This window comes from Oceanobacillus kimchii X50, assembly GCF_000340475.1.
Lineage (GTDB): Bacteria > Bacillota > Bacilli > Bacillales > Amphibacillaceae > Oceanobacillus > Oceanobacillus kimchii.
This window is the reverse complement of sequence record NZ_CM001792.1, coordinates 3,094,963-3,112,831: the sequence shown is the minus strand read 5'-3', so window position 1 is coordinate 3,112,831 and position 17,869 is coordinate 3,094,963. Positions and strand designations below refer to the sequence as shown.

The 17,869-nt window shown below is 36.1% G+C and carries 12 protein-coding genes; 7 read left to right on the top strand and 5 right to left on the bottom strand.

Annotated elements, in window-relative coordinates:
• The first annotated feature begins 167 nt into the window (after positions 1-167).
• From C794_RS15935 to C794_RS15925, 3 genes are all read left to right on the top strand, one after another.
• Positions 168-1,031, top strand: coding sequence for an efflux RND transporter periplasmic adaptor subunit (locus tag C794_RS15935; RefSeq protein WP_017798161.1), 864 nt, complete (start codon positions 168-170; stop codon positions 1,029-1,031).
• A 3-nt stretch (positions 1,032-1,034) separates the two neighbouring features.
• On the top strand, positions 1,035-4,085 hold the full coding sequence (locus C794_RS15930) for an efflux RND transporter permease subunit (protein ID WP_017798160.1): 3,051 nt from the start codon (positions 1,035-1,037) through the stop codon (positions 4,083-4,085).
• Between the two features lie 370 nt (positions 4,086-4,455).
• Entirely contained in the window at positions 4,456-4,773 is a 318-nt protein-coding gene (locus tag C794_RS15925; RefSeq protein WP_017798159.1) for a hypothetical protein, read from the top strand.
• A 112-nt stretch (positions 4,774-4,885) separates the two neighbouring features.
• Here the strand turns inward: C794_RS15925 and zwf are convergent, their stop codons facing one another.
• The 4 genes from zwf to C794_RS15905 form a co-directional block, all read right to left on the bottom strand.
• On the bottom strand, positions 4,886-6,361 hold the full coding sequence (zwf, locus tag C794_RS15920; RefSeq protein ID WP_017798158.1) for a glucose-6-phosphate dehydrogenase: 1,476 nt from the start codon (positions 6,359-6,361) through the stop codon (positions 4,886-4,888).
• 128 nt (positions 6,362-6,489) lie between these two features.
• Positions 6,490-6,927 (bottom strand): threonine/serine exporter family protein, encoded by a 438-nt coding sequence (locus tag C794_RS15915; protein ID WP_017798157.1) that lies wholly within the window; start codon positions 6,925-6,927, stop codon positions 6,490-6,492.
• A gap of 68 nt (positions 6,928-6,995) precedes the next feature.
• A complete protein-coding gene (locus C794_RS15910; RefSeq protein WP_017798156.1) occupies positions 6,996-7,742 on the bottom strand; it encodes a threonine/serine exporter family protein in 747 nt (248 codons plus the stop codon).
• A gap of 243 nt (positions 7,743-7,985) precedes the next feature.
• Positions 7,986-8,417: a hypothetical protein gene (locus C794_RS15905; protein ID WP_017798155.1), complete on the bottom strand. Its 432-nt coding sequence runs from the start codon at positions 8,415-8,417 to the stop codon at positions 7,986-7,988.
• A gap of 204 nt (positions 8,418-8,621) precedes the next feature.
• On the opposite strand from C794_RS15905, the gene C794_RS15900 reads away from it, so the two are divergent.
• From C794_RS15900 to C794_RS15890, 3 genes are all read left to right on the top strand, one after another.
• Positions 8,622-9,713 carry a glycosyltransferase family 4 protein gene (locus C794_RS15900; RefSeq protein ID WP_017798154.1) on the top strand — a complete coding sequence of 364 codons (1,092 nt, stop codon included), beginning with the start codon at positions 8,622-8,624 and terminating at the stop codon, positions 9,711-9,713.
• A 253-nt stretch (positions 9,714-9,966) separates the two neighbouring features.
• Positions 9,967-11,421, top strand: a complete 1,455-nt coding sequence (locus tag C794_RS15895) for an APC family permease (RefSeq protein ID WP_017798153.1) — start codon at positions 9,967-9,969, stop codon at positions 11,419-11,421.
• Between the two features lie 220 nt (positions 11,422-11,641).
• Positions 11,642-15,406, top strand: coding sequence for a S8 family serine peptidase (locus C794_RS15890; protein ID WP_017798152.1), 3,765 nt, complete (start codon positions 11,642-11,644; stop codon positions 15,404-15,406).
• A 99-nt stretch (positions 15,407-15,505) separates the two neighbouring features.
• On the opposite strand, the gene C794_RS15885 is transcribed toward C794_RS15890, so the two are convergent.
• Entirely contained in the window at positions 15,506-16,819 is a 1,314-nt protein-coding gene (locus C794_RS15885; protein WP_017798151.1) for a nucleotide sugar dehydrogenase, read from the bottom strand.
• Between the two features lie 157 nt (positions 16,820-16,976).
• On the opposite strand from C794_RS15885, the gene galU reads away from it, so the two are divergent.
• Entirely contained in the window at positions 16,977-17,861 is an 885-nt protein-coding gene (gene galU / locus C794_RS15880) for a UTP--glucose-1-phosphate uridylyltransferase GalU (RefSeq protein ID WP_017798150.1), read from the top strand.
• The last annotated feature ends 8 nt before the right edge of the window (positions 17,862-17,869 follow it).

Sequence of the window (17,869 nt, the reverse complement as noted above, 5' to 3'; positions counted from 1 at the left end):
AAGGTGTTAACTGAAATTTAAAATTAAAAGGTCGTTAATCTGCCGTTGAATTTGCGAGGTCTATCCTTGGTCGGTATACTAAAATAGTATCCAAACTATTAGAATAAACTATTGGGAGAATGGAATCATTTTTTAGATAAAAAAGCGTGAATGGAAAGGAGATTAACATGAGAAAAGCATCACTATTTTTAGGAGCTATCTTTTTAGTATTTATACTTGTAGCATGCTCTGAAGAAGACGAGAGCGATAATCAAGAAGAAGAAGATCGCGTTGTGTCGGTAGAAACAGCCGAGATTGAAGAAGGGAATTTAAGTATTGATCGAACCATTTCTGGTCGTGTAGAGCCTAATAAAACAACACCGATCACGGTAGAACAACCAGGTGAAGTTGAAACGCTAGATGTAGAGAGTGGAGCGAATGTAGAGGAAGACGACAAAATTGCTACCGTTGCAACTCCTGCTGGTACACAAACGATCTATGCTTCATCAGATGGGGAATTAATGCAAGTCCAAGCTGAGGAAGGCGAAATTATAAATCCGGAAGAACCATTTGCCATAATCGCAGATACATCATCTTGGAAATTGCAATTCACTGCAACTGCGAGAATTTTAGAATTAATAAATAAGGATGATACTTTTACAGCAACAATTAATGGAAATGAATTTGAAGCAACTATTACACAAATTGATGCCATGCCAGATGATACTGGGTTATACCCAGTTGTAGCTACAATAGATGATGAAGAAGATCAAGATATACTTACTGGTACAGTGGCGGCTTTAGCCATTCCAGAGACGGTTATTTCTGATTCACTGCTTGTTCCTACTGCCTCAGTAGTAGAAGAAAATAATGAATCCTATGTTTATATCGTAGTAGATAATCAAGTAGAAAGAAAAAAAGTAACCGTGAATGAAATGCAATCTCAAAAAACCGCGGTTGAAGGTGAATTAGAGCCAGGAGATGAAATCGTTACATCTGGTCAATTAACCTTACAGGATGGAGATTCTGTAGAAGTAGTGAAAGGAGAATAGATCTTGAAGCTTGTAAATACATCCGTAAAACGACCAATTGGAGTAATTATGGTTGTTTTAGCAATCATTGCTTTAGGCGTTGTCTCATTGAGAAACCTAGCTGTAGATCTTTTTCCTGAGATTGATTTACCAGTAGCTGTTGTCGCAACGAATTATCAAGATGCTGCTCCTGAAGATGTCGAAAATTTAATTAGTAGGCCAATTGAATCATCTGTAAGTTCCGTGGAGGGAATTGATACTGTACAATCTCAGTCTCAATCAGGATCATCGATGGTAATGATGATGTTTCAAAATGGCACAGATTTAGATCAAGCCTTATTAGATGTTCGAGAGCAAGTGGATCAGGTAAAAGGTATGTTACCTGATCAAGCTGGTGAACCGAATATTCTCCGTTTTAGCCCAGAAGCTATGCCAGTGGTTTATTTAGGTCTAACTGGTGGAGATACAGCCGAATTAACCGAAATCGCCAACGAACAAGTTGTACCTTATTTTGAAAGACAAGAAGGCGTTGCTTCTGTATCGGTTGAAGGAGGATTAGAACGAGAGATTCAAGTTGAACTAGATGAAGCTCGTATGAAGCAGTATGGAATTACTTCCCAATCGGTCATGCAAGCCATCTCAGAGTCCAATAATTCTAGTTCTGTTGGAACGGTAGAACAAGGGACTCAAGATCTGCAATTACGAGTAACAGGACAATTTGAATCGTTAAATGATATTGAAGAAACACGGATTCAAACGGAAGCTGGTAGTGTTATTCAAGTATCGGATGTAGCGACAGTAAATGATGATTTTAAAGATAGAAGTTCCGATACTTTAGTGGATGGAGAACCGGCTATTGTGTTGTCGGTAATGAAACAAACCGATGCAAATACAGTAGAAGTAGCGAGTAATATACAATCTTCCATGGAAGATTTAATGGGGGACCTTCCAGAAGGAGCTAACTTAAAAACAGTAATTGATACCTCTGATTTTATTGAAATGTCGATTGACTCTGTAATAAATAATATCTTAATTGGTGGAGCGATTGCTTTTCTCATTCTTTTATTATTCTTGAAAAGTTTCCGAGCTACAATCGTTATCGGATTATCGATTCCAATTGCGCTTATCTCTACTTTTGCATTAATGTATTTTACTGGTCAAACATTAAATGTTTTAACATTAGGTGGATTAGCACTCGGAATTGGAATGATGGTAGATAGTTCGATCATTATCTTAGAAAATATCTATTCATACAAAAGACGGGGATATAATCTGTTCGATGCTGCAACAAAAGGTGCATCTGAATTAGCACCAGCAGTTATTGCTTCTACAACAACTACTTTAGTTGTCTTTTTACCAATTATATTTGTAGAAGGTTTATCTGCGGACCTATTCGCTCCATTAGCGTTAGCAGTTGCATTCTCATTAATTGCATCACTTGTTGTTGCAATTACATTAGTTCCTATGTTGTCCTCTAAACTTTTATCGAAGGCAATGGAGGACAAAGGTAGAAGGTATTGGTTTGATCGTTTTCTTGATTGGCTGCGAAATCTTTATAGTGGTGGTCTAAGTCGGGCATTGAAATTTAGAAAAACGACAGTACTCTTAGTAATTCTTGCGATAGCAGGGAGTCTTGCTTTAATCCCACGGATGGGTGCTGAATTTATGCCGTCTTCCGATCAAGGACAGGCACAAATCACGGTTGAGACTGCACCAGGTAGTAGTCTAGCTTATACACAAACTATTTCTGATCAAGTAAACGAAATACTAAGTGAGTATAATGAATATATAGAAACAAGCTATGTCACTGTCGGAGCTACAGGTTTTGGATCTGGGAACCAGGCGACGTATACGATTCAGATGATTCCAGCTTCAGAACGTGACCAGACGACGACACAAATTGTTCAAGAAATTGATGAAAAGTTACAGCATATTGCTGGTGCTGAAATTGTAGCAAGTGCAATGGACGGCGGTATGCAAATGGGAGACCCGATTACGATCCAATTAAATGGACAAGAACATGAAGTGTTAACTGATTTATCCGAAGAAGTACTTCAGGAAATCAATCAAATCGATGGAATATTCAATGCTTCTACTGCTGCTTCAGAGGGTATACCACAAATGACAATTACAGTAGATGATGCAGTTGCAAGTAGTTATGGACTTACTTCAGACCAAGTAAGCAGCCAAATCCAAATGAAATTCTCTGGACAAGTGGTAACACAATATCGTGAAGATGGACAAGAAATGGATGTAACCCTAGTATATCCTGAAGAAGTAAAAAGCACCATTAATGATTTACAAGATATGTCTATTCAATCACCAACAGGTGCGGAAGTTCCATTGGATGAATTGGTTGAATTAGAACAAGAACAAGGGCCAGAATCATTATTAAGAGAAAATCAACAACCACAGATGAATGTCACTTCTGATATTGTAGATCGAGATTTAGGAAGTGTTGTAGCTGATGTAGAAGCTACATTAGATGGTATGCATTTTCCAGAAGGATATAGCTATTCAATTGGAGGTCAAGCTGCAGATATGGAAGAAGCATTTGCAGAATTAGCGATTGCATTAGTATTCTCCATATTCCTAGTATATGCAGTCATGGCAATCCAATTTGAAAATCTATTGCAGCCATTTATCATAATGTTTGCTTTACCTACAACTATTATTGGAGTTATTGGCGGACTTTGGATTACAGGATTATCATTAAGCATTCCAGCGTTTATCGGTGTAATTATGCTCGCCGGTATAGTGGTGAATAATTCGATTGTACTTGTCGACTATATAAATATTTTACGCAGACGAGGAACAGATCGCTTAGAATCAATTATCGAAGCAGGTAAAACTCGACTACGTCCAATTCTAATGACGACTTTAACTACTATTTTAGCCATGGTACCTTTAGGCTTAGGAATTGGAGAAGGAGCCGAATTACAACAACCACTCGCAGTTACAATTATATTTGGACTAACAGTATCTAGCTTCTTTACTTTATTCTTTGTCCCTGTTATCTACTTAATATTTGATAATATAACAGCGAAATTTAGAAGAAAAAAGAAAGAAGCATAGAATAAATAAATGAAACCGTATGGGATAAGGATTCGTATATGCAGGTAGGATAAATTCTTACTTACAGCTCGAATGGTACCTTAGCCATACGGTTTTTTGGATTTCAGGGAGTGATATAAGTTGGAAATCAAGTCATAATCTCATTATGCTACTTAGGGCCACTAAATTAAGGTTAAAATAAAAAGGATTTATGTTTCCCATAATCCAGTAATGTAGCGTAAGTTAGTAATATAAACACATTATTTTGATGGATTCATGGTAAATAAAATACTATTTCTTAGATTAAAATTCAGCAAGATTATACATGATTTTTAAATAAACCGGGTATGATATTTTTAAAAGAAATTTTACTGTAGAGGGGGGATCAGATATGTCAATATCTAGAATTATGCAGTGGGTAACAGGGGTGGCAGAAGCTTTATTAGGTATTCCTCTTATCGGTGGCATTTATATTTTTTCTAATGCGTGGACTCCTTTATTCGTCATGCTATTACTTCATATTTTAACGCTTATTTTAGCAAAACGTGATGGACGTTGGATTGCAGGAAGTGTGATTGGTATTATTACAAGTGTTATCGCTTGGATTCCAATAGTTGGAATGGTCATGCATTGGATTTCAGCAATAGCGCTAATCATCTCAGGTTTGCAATCCGATAAAAATGATGATGAAAACATAATATATCAATAATAAAAAAGGTATTGTTTTATAGAAGTAGGTAGAAAACCCACGTAATGTCTATAAATAACAATACCTTTTTTAAACGTGTCGACTTTAAAAATCGCACTTAATTATAGAACGTTTAGATCGGCCACCAGTGAAAACCATCTTTTTTCAATAATTCGTCGGATGCATCTGGCCCCATTGATCCAGAACGATAATTTGGAAATTCTGGTTGATTTTCAGACCAGTTTGCCAAAATTTTATCAACAAATTGCCAAGATAAAGCAACTTCATCCCAATGGGTAAAGTTAGTTGCGTCGCCTAGCATGCTATCATAAATTAATTTTTCATATGCTTCTGGTGTATTGATTCCAGATACGGCATTTTGATGGTATGCTAATTGAATTGGCTCTGCTAGAGCACCTTCACCTGATTTACGTGCATTCAAGCAAAGCGTAATTCCTTCATTTGGTTGAATATTAATAACCAATAAATTGGGGTTCTTTTGATCATCTTTTTTATAGTATAGATTCATTGGAATATCTTTAAACTCAATCACGATTTTCGTTGATTTTTCTGTCATACGCTTTCCTGTACGTATATAGAAAGGAACGCCTGCCCAACGGTAATTGTCGATGAGAAGTTTTCCAGCAACGAATGTTTCTGTTCGAGAATTTTCGAGTTGTTCATCCTCATCTTGATAACCAATAACAGAATTACCTTTAACTGTACCCGCTCCGTATTGACCACGAATAAAATAGTCATCTACTTTGTTTGAATCCATCGTTCTTAAGGCGCGCAATACTTTAATTTTTTCAGAGCGTACTTCTTCGGTAGTTAAACTGATAGGAGGTTCCATCGCAAGTAATGCAACCATTTGAAGCATGTGATTTTGAACCATATCTCGCGTAGCACCAGAAGTATCATAGTAGCGTGCTCGTTCCTCTACTCCAAGCGTTTCACTACTTGTAATTTGGATGTTGGAAATAAATCGATTATTCCATAAATGTTCAAAAATACCATTCGCGAAACGGATAACTTCAATATTTTGTACCATTTCTTTACCAAGATAATGGTCGATACGATAAATTTGATCTTCACGAAATGCTGCTTGCAATTCTTGGTTTAACTTTTTAGCAGAAGGTAAATCATGACCAAATGGCTTTTCGATTACCAGTCTAGTCCAACCATTCGTATTCTTTAATCCATAATCATTAAGTTGATTTGCGATAGCACCAAAGAAATCTGGAGCCATTGCTAAATAAAATAGTCTATTTCCTTCTGTTTTGTATTGACCTTCAAGGTTTTGAATCATCTCATTTAGTCCCTGATACGATTCCTTTTCAGTCACATCAAATGATTTATAATAGAAATGGGAAATAAATTCGGATAAATCCTCATCTGGAGAAAGAGCATCTTGAATGGAAGTTTCCACATTTTCTCTAAGTACTTCATCTGTCCAAGGACGGCGTGCTAAACCAATGACTGCAAAATGCTTATCTAATTTTCCGCTTCGGTACAAACGATAAATGGAGGGGAATAGTTTACGCTTTGCTAAATCTCCAGTTGCTCCGAAGATTACAATAACTGCTCTTGGCTGTATAGTTTGTTCCATCGTTAATTTCCTCAATTCTTTTTCATAATATATTATCATTGTAAGACATTTCACAGTATAATCCAAAAGATAAACACGTACCAACCATATGAACTATAAATATACTAACTTCTTTTCACCGTATGTCATTATGTGCGTTGAATCTGTATGATTTTCTTCAAAATTTGGTTCAACACTTCAGAAAACATTAAACCAATTGCAATTCCTCCTGCTAGTAACATAACTTGGGCAGACAGTTGTACGGCTGTATTATAATCATTTTCTACAAAATGAAGCATCGCATTATAAGCAATTCCTCCGGGAACAAGTGGAATGATACCAGAAACGGTAAAAACAATAATCGGCATTTGGAAAAAGCGGGCGCATAAATGACTTAGAATTGCAACGAGCATCGCTGCAAATGTTGTTGCAGGAACAACGTCCATTCCTTGTTGAACTAAGGAATAGTATAGTATCCAACCAAGCATTCCGATTGTTCCACATTGTATTAATGCACTACGGGGAGCATTAAATAAAACCCCAAATCCTGCCGCAGCTATAAAACTCATAATTAGTTGCGTTATCACCTTTTAGTCTCCTTTTTCATTATGTCTTTTATTCATGGATTCATTCGTTAACTATGATTAGATGGACTTTACAAGAATGCATACATGATAGCTACTCCTGCACCAATCGCAAACGACGTTAAAAGTGCTTCTATTCCTTTTGAAACACCAGAAACGAGATGTCCCGCCATTAAATCACGGATTGCATTTGTAATATGTAGCCCCGGAACAAGTGGCATCACTGCACCGATAATCACACTGTCAATCGTTTCCCCAAGACCAAGCCATAGAAATAAAAATGAAGATAAGCCAATAACAAACCCACCAAAAAACTCAGCAAGAAACCGAATTTCCACGAGCTTTTCAAAAGCTAACATTCCTGCATATCCTATTCCGCCAGCTAAAAGCGCTGGAATAAAATCCTGCCAGGAACCCCCAAACATCATTGTAAACCCACCACTAACAAGCATGGCAGCAATAACTTGAATAGTTGGTGAGAACGTTAACTTATTCTTTTCTATATGTTGAAGCTCATTGTAAGCTTCTTGTTTTGAGATGGTTCCTTCCACAATTTGTCTTGAGACATGATTGACTTCTGCAATTTTATGTAAATCAGTTGATCGACTGGTAATACGTAAAAAATTAGTTGTCGTTGCTAAATCAATCGAAAAATTAATTCCTGTCGGGGTAGCATAACTTTGTGGATTGGTGATGCCATATGCTCGAGCAATTCGATTCATTGTATCTTCTACACGATGCGTTTCCGCACCACTAATCAGCATTATTTTTCCAGCAATCAGGCATATTTTTTCTACAGTAATTAATTCGTCTTTCATTCATCATCACTCACTTCGATGTCTAAAGATTGTATGTCATTTGCTAAAACCTAATAATCATACCTATTATATGCAAGCTTTGATTATATGAAAAGCAATACCGGTTATTCTTAGAAAAAGTGAAAATTGTTTAGATACGTGGATTATTTCTGGGAGGAATGTAGATGTTGTAATTCCAGTGGGCGTTATGACTAGCCCACTGGAATTTAATCGTAAGGGTATATGTACTCGTTCATCTAATGTTTAGCTAGTAATCATAATCATAAAAACCAAGCTAATAATAGGGACAGCATTGGCAAGAGCGATAGCAATGAACGATATACCCCTAGCAGCATTTAAGGTGTGTTCCTCAATTTGTTTTGATTGGCGTAAATGTTTTACTTGAGAAATTTGTGAAAAGACAATAAAAGCATTAAAAATAAAAAGACCAATAACAATTGCTAATGGAATATAAATATCTTCCATGGTAAAAGATTGTCCCTCAGCAAGCACAAAACCAATAATAATAAGAATAATTGGTAAAGCTTCGATAATAGCCACTTGTAAAAAGAATTTGCTTTGTATCTTTGCGGTATCACCTTCTCCTTCTAAAATGGCATTATGGGCTTTTTTGTATGCACTGATAATCCCTATTACAGCGATAACAGCAGCTACTACAAATAAATAAGGTATCATGGTTAATCCTCCTTTCTTTTCAAACAATTCGAAATTCCGTTTAATCTTAGCATATTACTCCAGAGGATGCATGAAATATTCGGAGAAAAGTTTGCTAAACCTATTGTATGTTCGATATAATTTAAGACAATTATAGACAAAATATAGGAAAAATGTAGAAATTAACAACTTAGATCAACATCAAGATAAAAATAGGAGAATATTATGTTTAACTATGTAGATTTATTCATTGCTTTTACTATTTCATTGATAGCGACACTACTCGTCACGTACCCTGTTCGTAGATTTGCGATTAAAATTGGTGTGATGGATGCACCAAGTAGTCGTAAAATACATAAAGAAATAACCCCACGACTAGGGGGATTAGCCATATTTATTGGTGCTTTTGTGGGAATGATTTATCTTCAACCGTATCATATTTATATGGATGAAATTCTAATTGGCTCATTAATCATTCTGTTAACAGGGGCATTGGATGATAAATATACACTTAAACCATATATGAAATTAACCGGTCAAATTGTTGCAGCTGGCCTGTTAATTTACGCTGGATTAATTATTGAAAGAGTAACAATCCCATTTATAGGGATGATTGAGTTAGGTTACTTAGGACCGGTTCTTACATTCTTTTGGATTATTGGAATTACAAACGCGATTAACCTTATAGATGGCCTAGATGGTCTGGCTACAGGTGTTACAACTATTGCAATGACAAGTATATTTGCAATGGCATTAGTTGATATGCAAGTCATAGTTGCTTATCTCTGTGTCACGTTTATAGGTGCAAATATCGGTTTTCTCTATCATAATTTTTACCCTGCTAAAATTTATATGGGGGACACAGGTTCAAATTTACTCGGTTATATTATGGCTGTAATATCTATATTAGGTTTATTTAAAAATATCACATTCTTTAGCTTTATTATTCCTATCGTTATTTTGGCGGTACCGATTTTTGATACAGTAGTTGCGATTATCCGTAGACTTTATAATAAAGAAAGTATTATGGCTGCCGACCGTAGACATATTCATTATCAATTGATTGATGCAGGATATAGTCATCGGAAAACAGTTATTATTATTTACATATTTAGTACATTATTTGGCTTCATTGGCATTTTATTTTCAGAAGCAAGTGCCATCCTTTCTCTAGTTTGCACTGTGATTTTGCTCGTATTACTTCACATCTTTGCAGAATTAGCAGGATTAGTACTAGGAGGAAAACGTCCAGTAGTAACAGCGTTAAGAAGATTGAAGCAAAAGATAATTGGGTTGTTTAGAAGACGCTCACAATAACTAGCTAGAGATATTGTTCTAATTTATTGTTAGGGATGAATGCCTAAAATAGTGAGTGAAGAGAGATCTGGTAACTCATTCAATTATCTTTTCCATACGTTCTATAAGTATTAGTAGCAAAATTTAAATAATGGTAAACGTTCTTCCTATATGGTAAGGTATTTTTTGTATTTTTTGTAACTTATGCTCTTATATGGGAAAAGTAAATAAAGCATAAATTATAAAATGACAAAATAGAAGGAGTATCATTTATATGGAAAAACGTACTACCTTAAAGAAAACGCTAAAGCCACATTGGGTTTGGGCAATTGCGTTAGGTTCCTCTATTGGCTGGGGAGCTTTTGTACAACCCGCTGCTTGGATGGGGACTGCTGGGCCATTGGGGGCAATGATTGGATTTGCTATTGGTGGTCTACTTATGATGCTGATTGCAGTCAGTTACGGATTTCTTATTCGAAGCTTTCCAGTATCAGGCGGTGAATTTGCTTACGCATTTATTAGCTTAGGAAGAACCCATGCCTTTATTAGTGGTTGGTTTCTTACGTTAGGTTACATTTGTATTGTTGCATTAAACGCGTCCGCACTCGCACTAATGTTTAAGTTCGTCTTTCCATCGGTATTAGAAAATTTCTATATGTATCAGATTGCTGATTGGGATGTATATGGTATGGAAATCATAATCGCAACGATCGCACTTATCATTTTTGGGTATTTAAATATACGAGGTGGAGGATTTACAGGCAGCGCACAATTTATTTTTTGTATCATTATGGTTGGGGGAGTATTGCTATTAACAACTTTAGTAGGAATTAATCCATCTGCTGGTATCAGTAATATAGCACCATTATTCCCATCAGACAAAACAGCTATAGCAGCGATTTTATCGATAGTAGCGATTGCGCCTTGGGCTTTTGTTGGTTTTGACAATATTCCACAAGCTGCCGAAGAATTTAATTTTTCTTCAAAAAAAGCATTTCGATTAATTATTTTAGCAATTTTATTTGCAACCATACTTTATTGTCTCATGATTTTCACAACGGCTATGACACAACCCTGGGAAGGATTAGTTGCAGCTGGACATAATTGGGGAACTGCCGAAGCAATACAAAATGTACTAGGTACAGTAGGAGTCGTTATATTAGTTGTCGCACTATTAATGGGAATCTTCACAGGACTGAATGGTTTTATTATTTCTACAAGTCGTTTACTATTTGCGATGTCACGTGCAAAGTTCATCCCCAAACCATTTTCGAAACTTGGTAAACATGAAACACCATATATCAGCATTATTTTTACTGTCATTGTCGCAATGGTGGCACCATGGTTTGGTAGACAAGCATTAACTTGGGTGGTAGATATGTCATCGATTGGAGTAACAATCGCATATTTTTACACTTGTTACACAGCATTTTCATTATTTAAGTGGAATAAAAACAATGGATTTAATGCGAACAAACATGTCGTATCACCGGGTAAGAAAATATTTGCTTTACTAGGGATGGTTGCTAGTATTGCCTTCCTCGGTTTATTGCTGATCCCTGGATCGCCCGCATTTCTTGGTGTAGAATCACGTATTGCATTAATCGTATGGGTTGTGCTAGGAATCCTTTTCTACATCATGAAATACAAAGATTATAAAAATCTCGACAAAGAAGAGATGAATTATCTTATTTTAGGATCTAAAGAAATTAAAGTGAAGAAAGATTAATAGGATTAGACTAGCTATTGATATAAATAGCTAGTCTATTTTTCCCTTATAGTAATTCTATCGTCTGAAAATTTCAACAAAAAGTACCATGACTTTGTCCCCTGTTACCTATAAAATAATTGATATATGATTAATATATCTGAATATTAAGTCTCTGAAATTTCGTGAAATAGAGGCAAATGTCTCAGATATACTACATTTTTGGTAGAGGGGGAGAAGCATGCGGAAAAAAGTCGGGATATTATTTTTAGCATTTCTACTTATTTTTTCCAATTTTGCTATGTCGAGCGCAGCGGCAATTCAATCGCTGTCAGGACAAAATTTAACAAAAGGAAATCTTTCGGATGAACTGACAGGCACAGAAGATCCGGAACAAGAAGTACGTGTGGTTGTGGAAATGGAGAAAGAGGCTCCTATTGAAATCGCCACAAAACGTGGAATGACGTACAAAACACTCGAAGAAACAGAGAAGCAACAATTAGAAAAGAATGTGAAGGCACAACAACAAGAAGTAAAAAAAGAAATGGAAGCGAAAAAACTAGACGCTAAAGTTTTACAAGAATTTACTACAGTAGTCAACGGCTTTAGTGTGGAAGTAAAACAAAAGGACATTGAACAAATTGAAGAACTCAAAGGCGTAAAAACAGTACATATCGTCAATGAGTATGAGCGTCCAGAAGTAGAACCAGATATGAAATATAGTAAAGAGTTAGTAGAAGCGCAGCAGGCATGGCGCGACTATGGTTATAAAGGGGAAGGGTTTGTAGTTGGGATTATTGATACAGGCATTGACCCTACCCATCAAGATATGATTCTAAGCGAAGGTAACGAAGCTGCACTATCAGAAGAATTTGTTAACCAACAAATTAATGAAGAAGATTTGCCAGGACAATTCTATACGGAAAAAGTTCCTTATGGTTACAACTATATGGATGAAAATGATGAAATTCGTGAAAACCATGCAGGAGCGAACTATCATGGAATGCACGTAGGTGGAACTGTTGGTGCGAATGGTGATGAAGAAAATGGAGGAATAAAAGGAATTGCTCCAGAAGCGCAATTACTTGCACTTAAAGTATTTGGTAACGATCCAGAAATGCAATCGACCTATGGAGATATTTACATTAAAGCAATTGATGATGCAATTAAATTAGGTGCAGATGCATTAAATATGAGTCTCGGATCACCAGCTGGATTTGTAAATGCTGACTCACCGGAACAAATCGCGGTTGCTCGTGCTGTGGATAATGGTATATTGATGTCGATTTCAGCTGGAAACTCTGCGCTATTCGCGGACGGATACTTCCATCCATACACGTCGAATCCTGATTATGGTGTAAGTGGATCCCCAGGTGTATCCTATGAATCTCTGCAAGTAGCATCCTTTGAAAATACGTATATGGAAGTAGATGGACTAGATTACGAGATTGATGGAGAACCTGGTATGTCTGGTTTCTTATCAGCAGGTAATGTCCATCCAAATGATGTAGATGAGAAGACATTTGACTTAGTCGATGCTGGGTTGGGACTTCCAGAGGATTTTGAAGGTGTTGATGTCGAAGGTAAATATGCGCTTATCCAGCGTGGAGAAAATGCATTTACCGAAAAAGCAATAAATGCTCAACAAGCAGGTGCAGTTGGTGTAATTATTTACAATAACACCGATGGAATTGTAAATATGGCGACAGAACCTGCGATTACAATTCCTCAACTATTTATGTTGAAATCAGATGGAGATCGTTTAGCTCAAGCATTGCAAGATGAACAAGAAGTATCGATTACATTTAATGGTGAAACTACACAAATGGAAAACCCAAGTGCAGGCAAAATGAGTGACTTTACGTCTTGGGGATTAACACCTAACCTTGATTTCAAACCAGAAATTACGGCACCAGGTGGACAAATTCTTTCCACATTAAATGATAATGAATACGGATTAATGAGTGGTACTTCCATGGCTGCGCCTCATGTTGCGGGTGGAGGAGCATTAGTATTACAACGTGTGGATGAAGAGTTTGGCTATGAAAATGCAGATCGCGTCCACCAAGCAAAAAATATTATGATGAATACATCTGAAAAAGTAGAATTTGAAGGGGAGTATGTATCTCCACGTCGTCAAGGTGCTGGTATGATGCAACTTCACGCAGCACTTTCTACTCCAGTAATCGTAACGGAATCAGAAACAGATGAAGCCAAAGTAGCTTTAAAAGAAATTACAGAAAATGAAATTAGTTTTGAATTAACTGCAGAAAACGTAACAGATGAAGCAGTAAGCTATGACGTAGATGCAAATGTACAAACAGATACTCCAGTTGATGGTGGAGGAGTACTAGTCAATGCACCTAATCTTTTCCCTGCTACCGATTTAGGGGAACTAGCGACTATTAATGGGGAAGCAACGGGTACAATTGAAATTCCTGCAAATGAAGAAGAAACATTTACAGTAACAATCGATTTAAGCTCAGTGGACGCAGATTTAAATGAAATCTATACAAATGGATATTGGTTAGAAGGGTTTGTCACGTTAACAGACCCAACAGATACTAATCCAGAGTTATCAGTACCATATGTGGGCTTTAAAGGGGAATGGGACCAAGCTCCAATTTTTGATACGCCAGTATGGGAAGATGATACTTTCTATGAAATGACTGGAGTACTAACAGATCTTGGTGGAGGAAGTTATGGATTCCTAGGTGAAGACCTAGCAACGGGAGAAATTGATCCAGAGAAGATTGCTTTTTCTCCAAATGGTGATGGCACAAAAGATAATGCGTTAATGGTATTATCATTTCTAAGAAACTCGAAAGATGCCAAATTTACCGTTCGTGATGAAGATGGAAAAGTAGTTCGTACTATCCGAATGGAAAGAGAACTTCGTAAAAATTACTACGATGGTGGAAGAGCACCATACTATTCTTTATCATCTGCAAGAGCATGGGATGGTAAGGTGAATGGAAAACTAGCAGAAGAAGGGCAATACTATCTATCTGTTGATGCAGCAATAGACTACGAAGATGCAGAACGTCAAACACTAGATTTACCAGTAATTCTAGATTTAACAGAGCCTGAATTAGCGGCTACAATAAATCCAAAAGACAATGTTATTACGGTAGATGTATCGGATGAACTAAGCGGAGTAGCTTCATGGGATGTTCTTGTTGACGGTGAGTCCGTATTAGAATCTCCATATGTAAATGGAGAAACAGAACATACATTAAGTGAAGAACTGGGGGAAGAGCAAACCGTAACAATTGTTGCGACAGACTATGCTGGTAATACAGCAGAAGAGGAGCCAGAGGAAATCGTGCCAGATACAACGGTACCTGATCTTCGTCTTCAAACACCAGAGTTTCTAGGTGTAGAAGGATCTCGTGATGTCGAATTCACCGGCTATGTAACAGATGAATCTGGTGTTGCTCAAGTAACTATTGATGGAGAAGAAGTTGAATTAGAATATAACGAAGAAGAAGATCGTTATTACTTCTCTAAAGTAATTAAAAAAGATAAAGATGGATACTATACAAGTAAAATTACAGCAGTCGATAATGCAGGTAATGATACAGAAATTGCACGCCGTTATTTCGTAGATTCTGAAGCTGCACAAATAAGCGTAAAAGCTCCTGAAAAAACGAAAAAAGATACGGTTACAGTTAAAGCACATGTGAAAGATAACTTTGATCAAATCGATCTATTTGTTAATGGAAATCATGTGTATATGAATGAACTATCCGAACCGTACGGAAAGAAGAAATTCAATGAAAAAATTGAAGTAGATCTCGATTTAGAAGAAGGCGAAAATGTCTTTGAATTCAAAGTTGTGGATCTAGCAGGCAATGAAACTGTAGAAGAAATCGTTATTGAAAAGAAACCAGGAAAAGGTGATGGTGGCGGAGATAACGATGATGGTAAAGGAAACGGCTGGATTGGCAAAATCATCGGTGGTATTAAAAATATAATCAGTATTATCTGGAGCTTATTCGGATAAGTAAAATAAACAAGAGCATCTGCGATATATTGTGGGTGCTCTTGTTGTATTAAAAAAAGTCCTCAATCAAATGTTTGATTGAGGACTTTTTTATGCTATCTATAAACTCCAATAACTATAACCAGCTTGATAAAAATCGTTTTTATCAAGTGACCCTTTAATATCAATAAATACTTTTTTATTATCTTGTCTATACATCGTATTGATTTTATTTACATTTAGTTCCTTATATTGTTGATGCGGTACAGCTAATACAACAGCATCGAGGTCACGTAGATCTTCTTTTTCAGCTAATTCAATTCCAAATACTTTTTTTACTTCCTGACCTTGGGCAACTGGGTCATGAACAATTACATCTACACCATATTCCTCTAATTCGGTTACAATATCATTCACTTTCGTATTTCTTACATCTCCAACATTTTCTTTAAATGTTAGACCTAAAATAGCTACTCTTGCACCATCAATCTCGATTTTAGATTTAATCATTTTTTTGATAATGTTACCTGCAATATATTTACCCATATCATCATTAATTTTTCTGCCAGATAGAATTATTTGGGAATGATAGCCTAATTGTTCGGCTTTATATGTGAAGTAATAAGGATCCACTCCTATACAATGACCACCAACTAATCCAGGTGTAAAATTCAGGAAATTCCACTTAGTTCCTGCTGCTTCTAATACTGCTTTCGTATCAATATCCATTTTATTGAAAACCATGGATAATTCATTCATAAAAGCGATATTAATATCACGTTGAGAGTTTTCTATCACTTTTGCAGCTTCTGCTACTTTAATTGATTCGGCTTCAAACACACCCGCTTCAATGATGGATCCGTATAATGATGATATCTCTTTTAACGCATCTTCATCAGAACCAGAAACTATTTTTGTTATATTCACTAATGTATTCACTTTGTCACCAGGATTAATTCTCTCAGGTGAATACCCTACTTTAAAGTCTTTTCCAAACGTTAAACCTGATTTTTCTTCTAAAATTGGAATGCAAATTTCTTCTGTTGTACCTGGATATACAGTAGATTCATACACAACAATCGATCCGCTTGATATATTTCTTCCTACTGATTCACTAGCCCCAATCACTGGCTTGAGATTTGGAGTTTTATCCGTATTTATAGGTGTTGGGACAGCTACGATGTGGAATTTACATTCTTTTAATCGAGTTTCGTCATTAGTAAATTCTAGTGTTGTTTGTTTAAGAGCCTCATTACCTACCTCAGAAGTCACGTCAATACCACTTAAATATTGCGCTAGTTTTTCTTTGTTTAAATCAAAACCAATAACATCATATTTTTTTGCAAGTTCTACAGCAAGTGGTAAACCTACATAGCCTAAACCGATTACCGCAATCTTTTCAGTTTTATTTTGAATCTTCTCAAATAAACTCATTATCTTATGCCTACCTTTTTGTAGAGATTAAAGTTAAATATCTTTGCTCAATATTATACAATTATATAGTATTCTTGTATAGTTATACATGAAATGAATGAGTTGTACCATTAAGTTTATAATACTATTATGGTAAACAGAAGAGGAGTGCCTGAAAATGAGTGTAAAAAAAGCAATAATTCCGGCAGCTGGATTAGGAACTAGATTCTTACCTGCTACAAAAGCACAACCTAAGGAAATGTTGCCGATAGTAGATAAACCCACGATTCAATATATAGTAGAAGAAGCTGTACAGTCTGGAATCGAGGATATAATAATCATTTCTGGTCGAGGAAAAAGAGCGATAGAAGATCATTTTGATAAATCCTATGAATTAGAAGAAAAGTTAATAGAAAAAGAAGACTATGATATGTTGCAAGCTGTTCAACAGATTTCCGGGTTGGCAAATATTCATTACATTCGACAAAAGGAGCCTAAAGGTTTGGGGCATGCAATTCATTGTGCACATACATTCATCGGTAATGAGCCCTTTGCTGTTTTATTAGGTGACGATATTGTTGTTTCAGAGGAACCATGTTTAAAACAATTAATTAATGTCTTTGAAGAAAATCATCAAAAATCAGTAATTGGAGTACATGATGTTCCTTGGAAAGATGTATCAAAATACGGAATTGTAAAACCAAGCAAAGGTATGGATAGCTCTTCAGCAGTACAGTATATTGAGGATTTGATAGAGAAGCCAGGAGTTGATCAGTCTCCATCTAACTTAGCTATTATGGGAAGATATATTTTAACACCTGAAGTGTTCCCTATTTTAGAACAGCTTTCCCCGGGTAAAGATAATGAGATTCAATTAACAGACGCTTTAATCGAATTAAAAAAAGTAGAAGAAATGATTGCCTATAATTTCCAAGGAAAGCGCTATGACGTTGGGAATAAACTAGGTTTTATAGAGGCGACGATTGATTTTGCTTTGAATAGAAAAGACATGCATCAAGATGTAAAGCAACTTTTAAAGAAAACATTAGATTCAATGGAGTAGAACAAGGA

Coding starts and splice junctions, on each gene's coding strand:
- C794_RS15935 (WP_017798161.1), top strand. CDS start 168: ATGAGAAAAGCATCACTATTTTTAGGAGCTATCTTTTTAGTATTTATA.
- C794_RS15925 (WP_017798159.1), top strand. CDS start 4,456: ATGTCAATATCTAGAATTATGCAGTGGGTAACAGGGGTGGCAGAAGCT.
- zwf (WP_017798158.1), bottom strand. CDS start 6,361: ATGGAACAAACTATACAGCCAAGAGCAGTTATTGTAATCTTCGGAGCA.
- C794_RS15910 (WP_017798156.1), bottom strand. CDS start 7,742: ATGAAAGACGAATTAATTACTGTAGAAAAAATATGCCTGATTGCTGGA.
- C794_RS15905 (WP_017798155.1), bottom strand. CDS start 8,417: ATGATACCTTATTTATTTGTAGTAGCTGCTGTTATCGCTGTAATAGGG.
- C794_RS15900 (WP_017798154.1), top strand. CDS start 8,622: ATGTTTAACTATGTAGATTTATTCATTGCTTTTACTATTTCATTGATA.
- C794_RS15895 (WP_017798153.1), top strand. CDS start 9,967: ATGGAAAAACGTACTACCTTAAAGAAAACGCTAAAGCCACATTGGGTT.
- C794_RS15890 (WP_017798152.1), top strand. CDS start 11,642: ATGCGGAAAAAAGTCGGGATATTATTTTTAGCATTTCTACTTATTTTT.
- C794_RS15885 (WP_017798151.1), bottom strand. CDS start 16,819: ATGAGTTTATTTGAGAAGATTCAAAATAAAACTGAAAAGATTGCGGTA.
- galU (WP_017798150.1), top strand. CDS start 16,977: ATGAGTGTAAAAAAAGCAATAATTCCGGCAGCTGGATTAGGAACTAGA.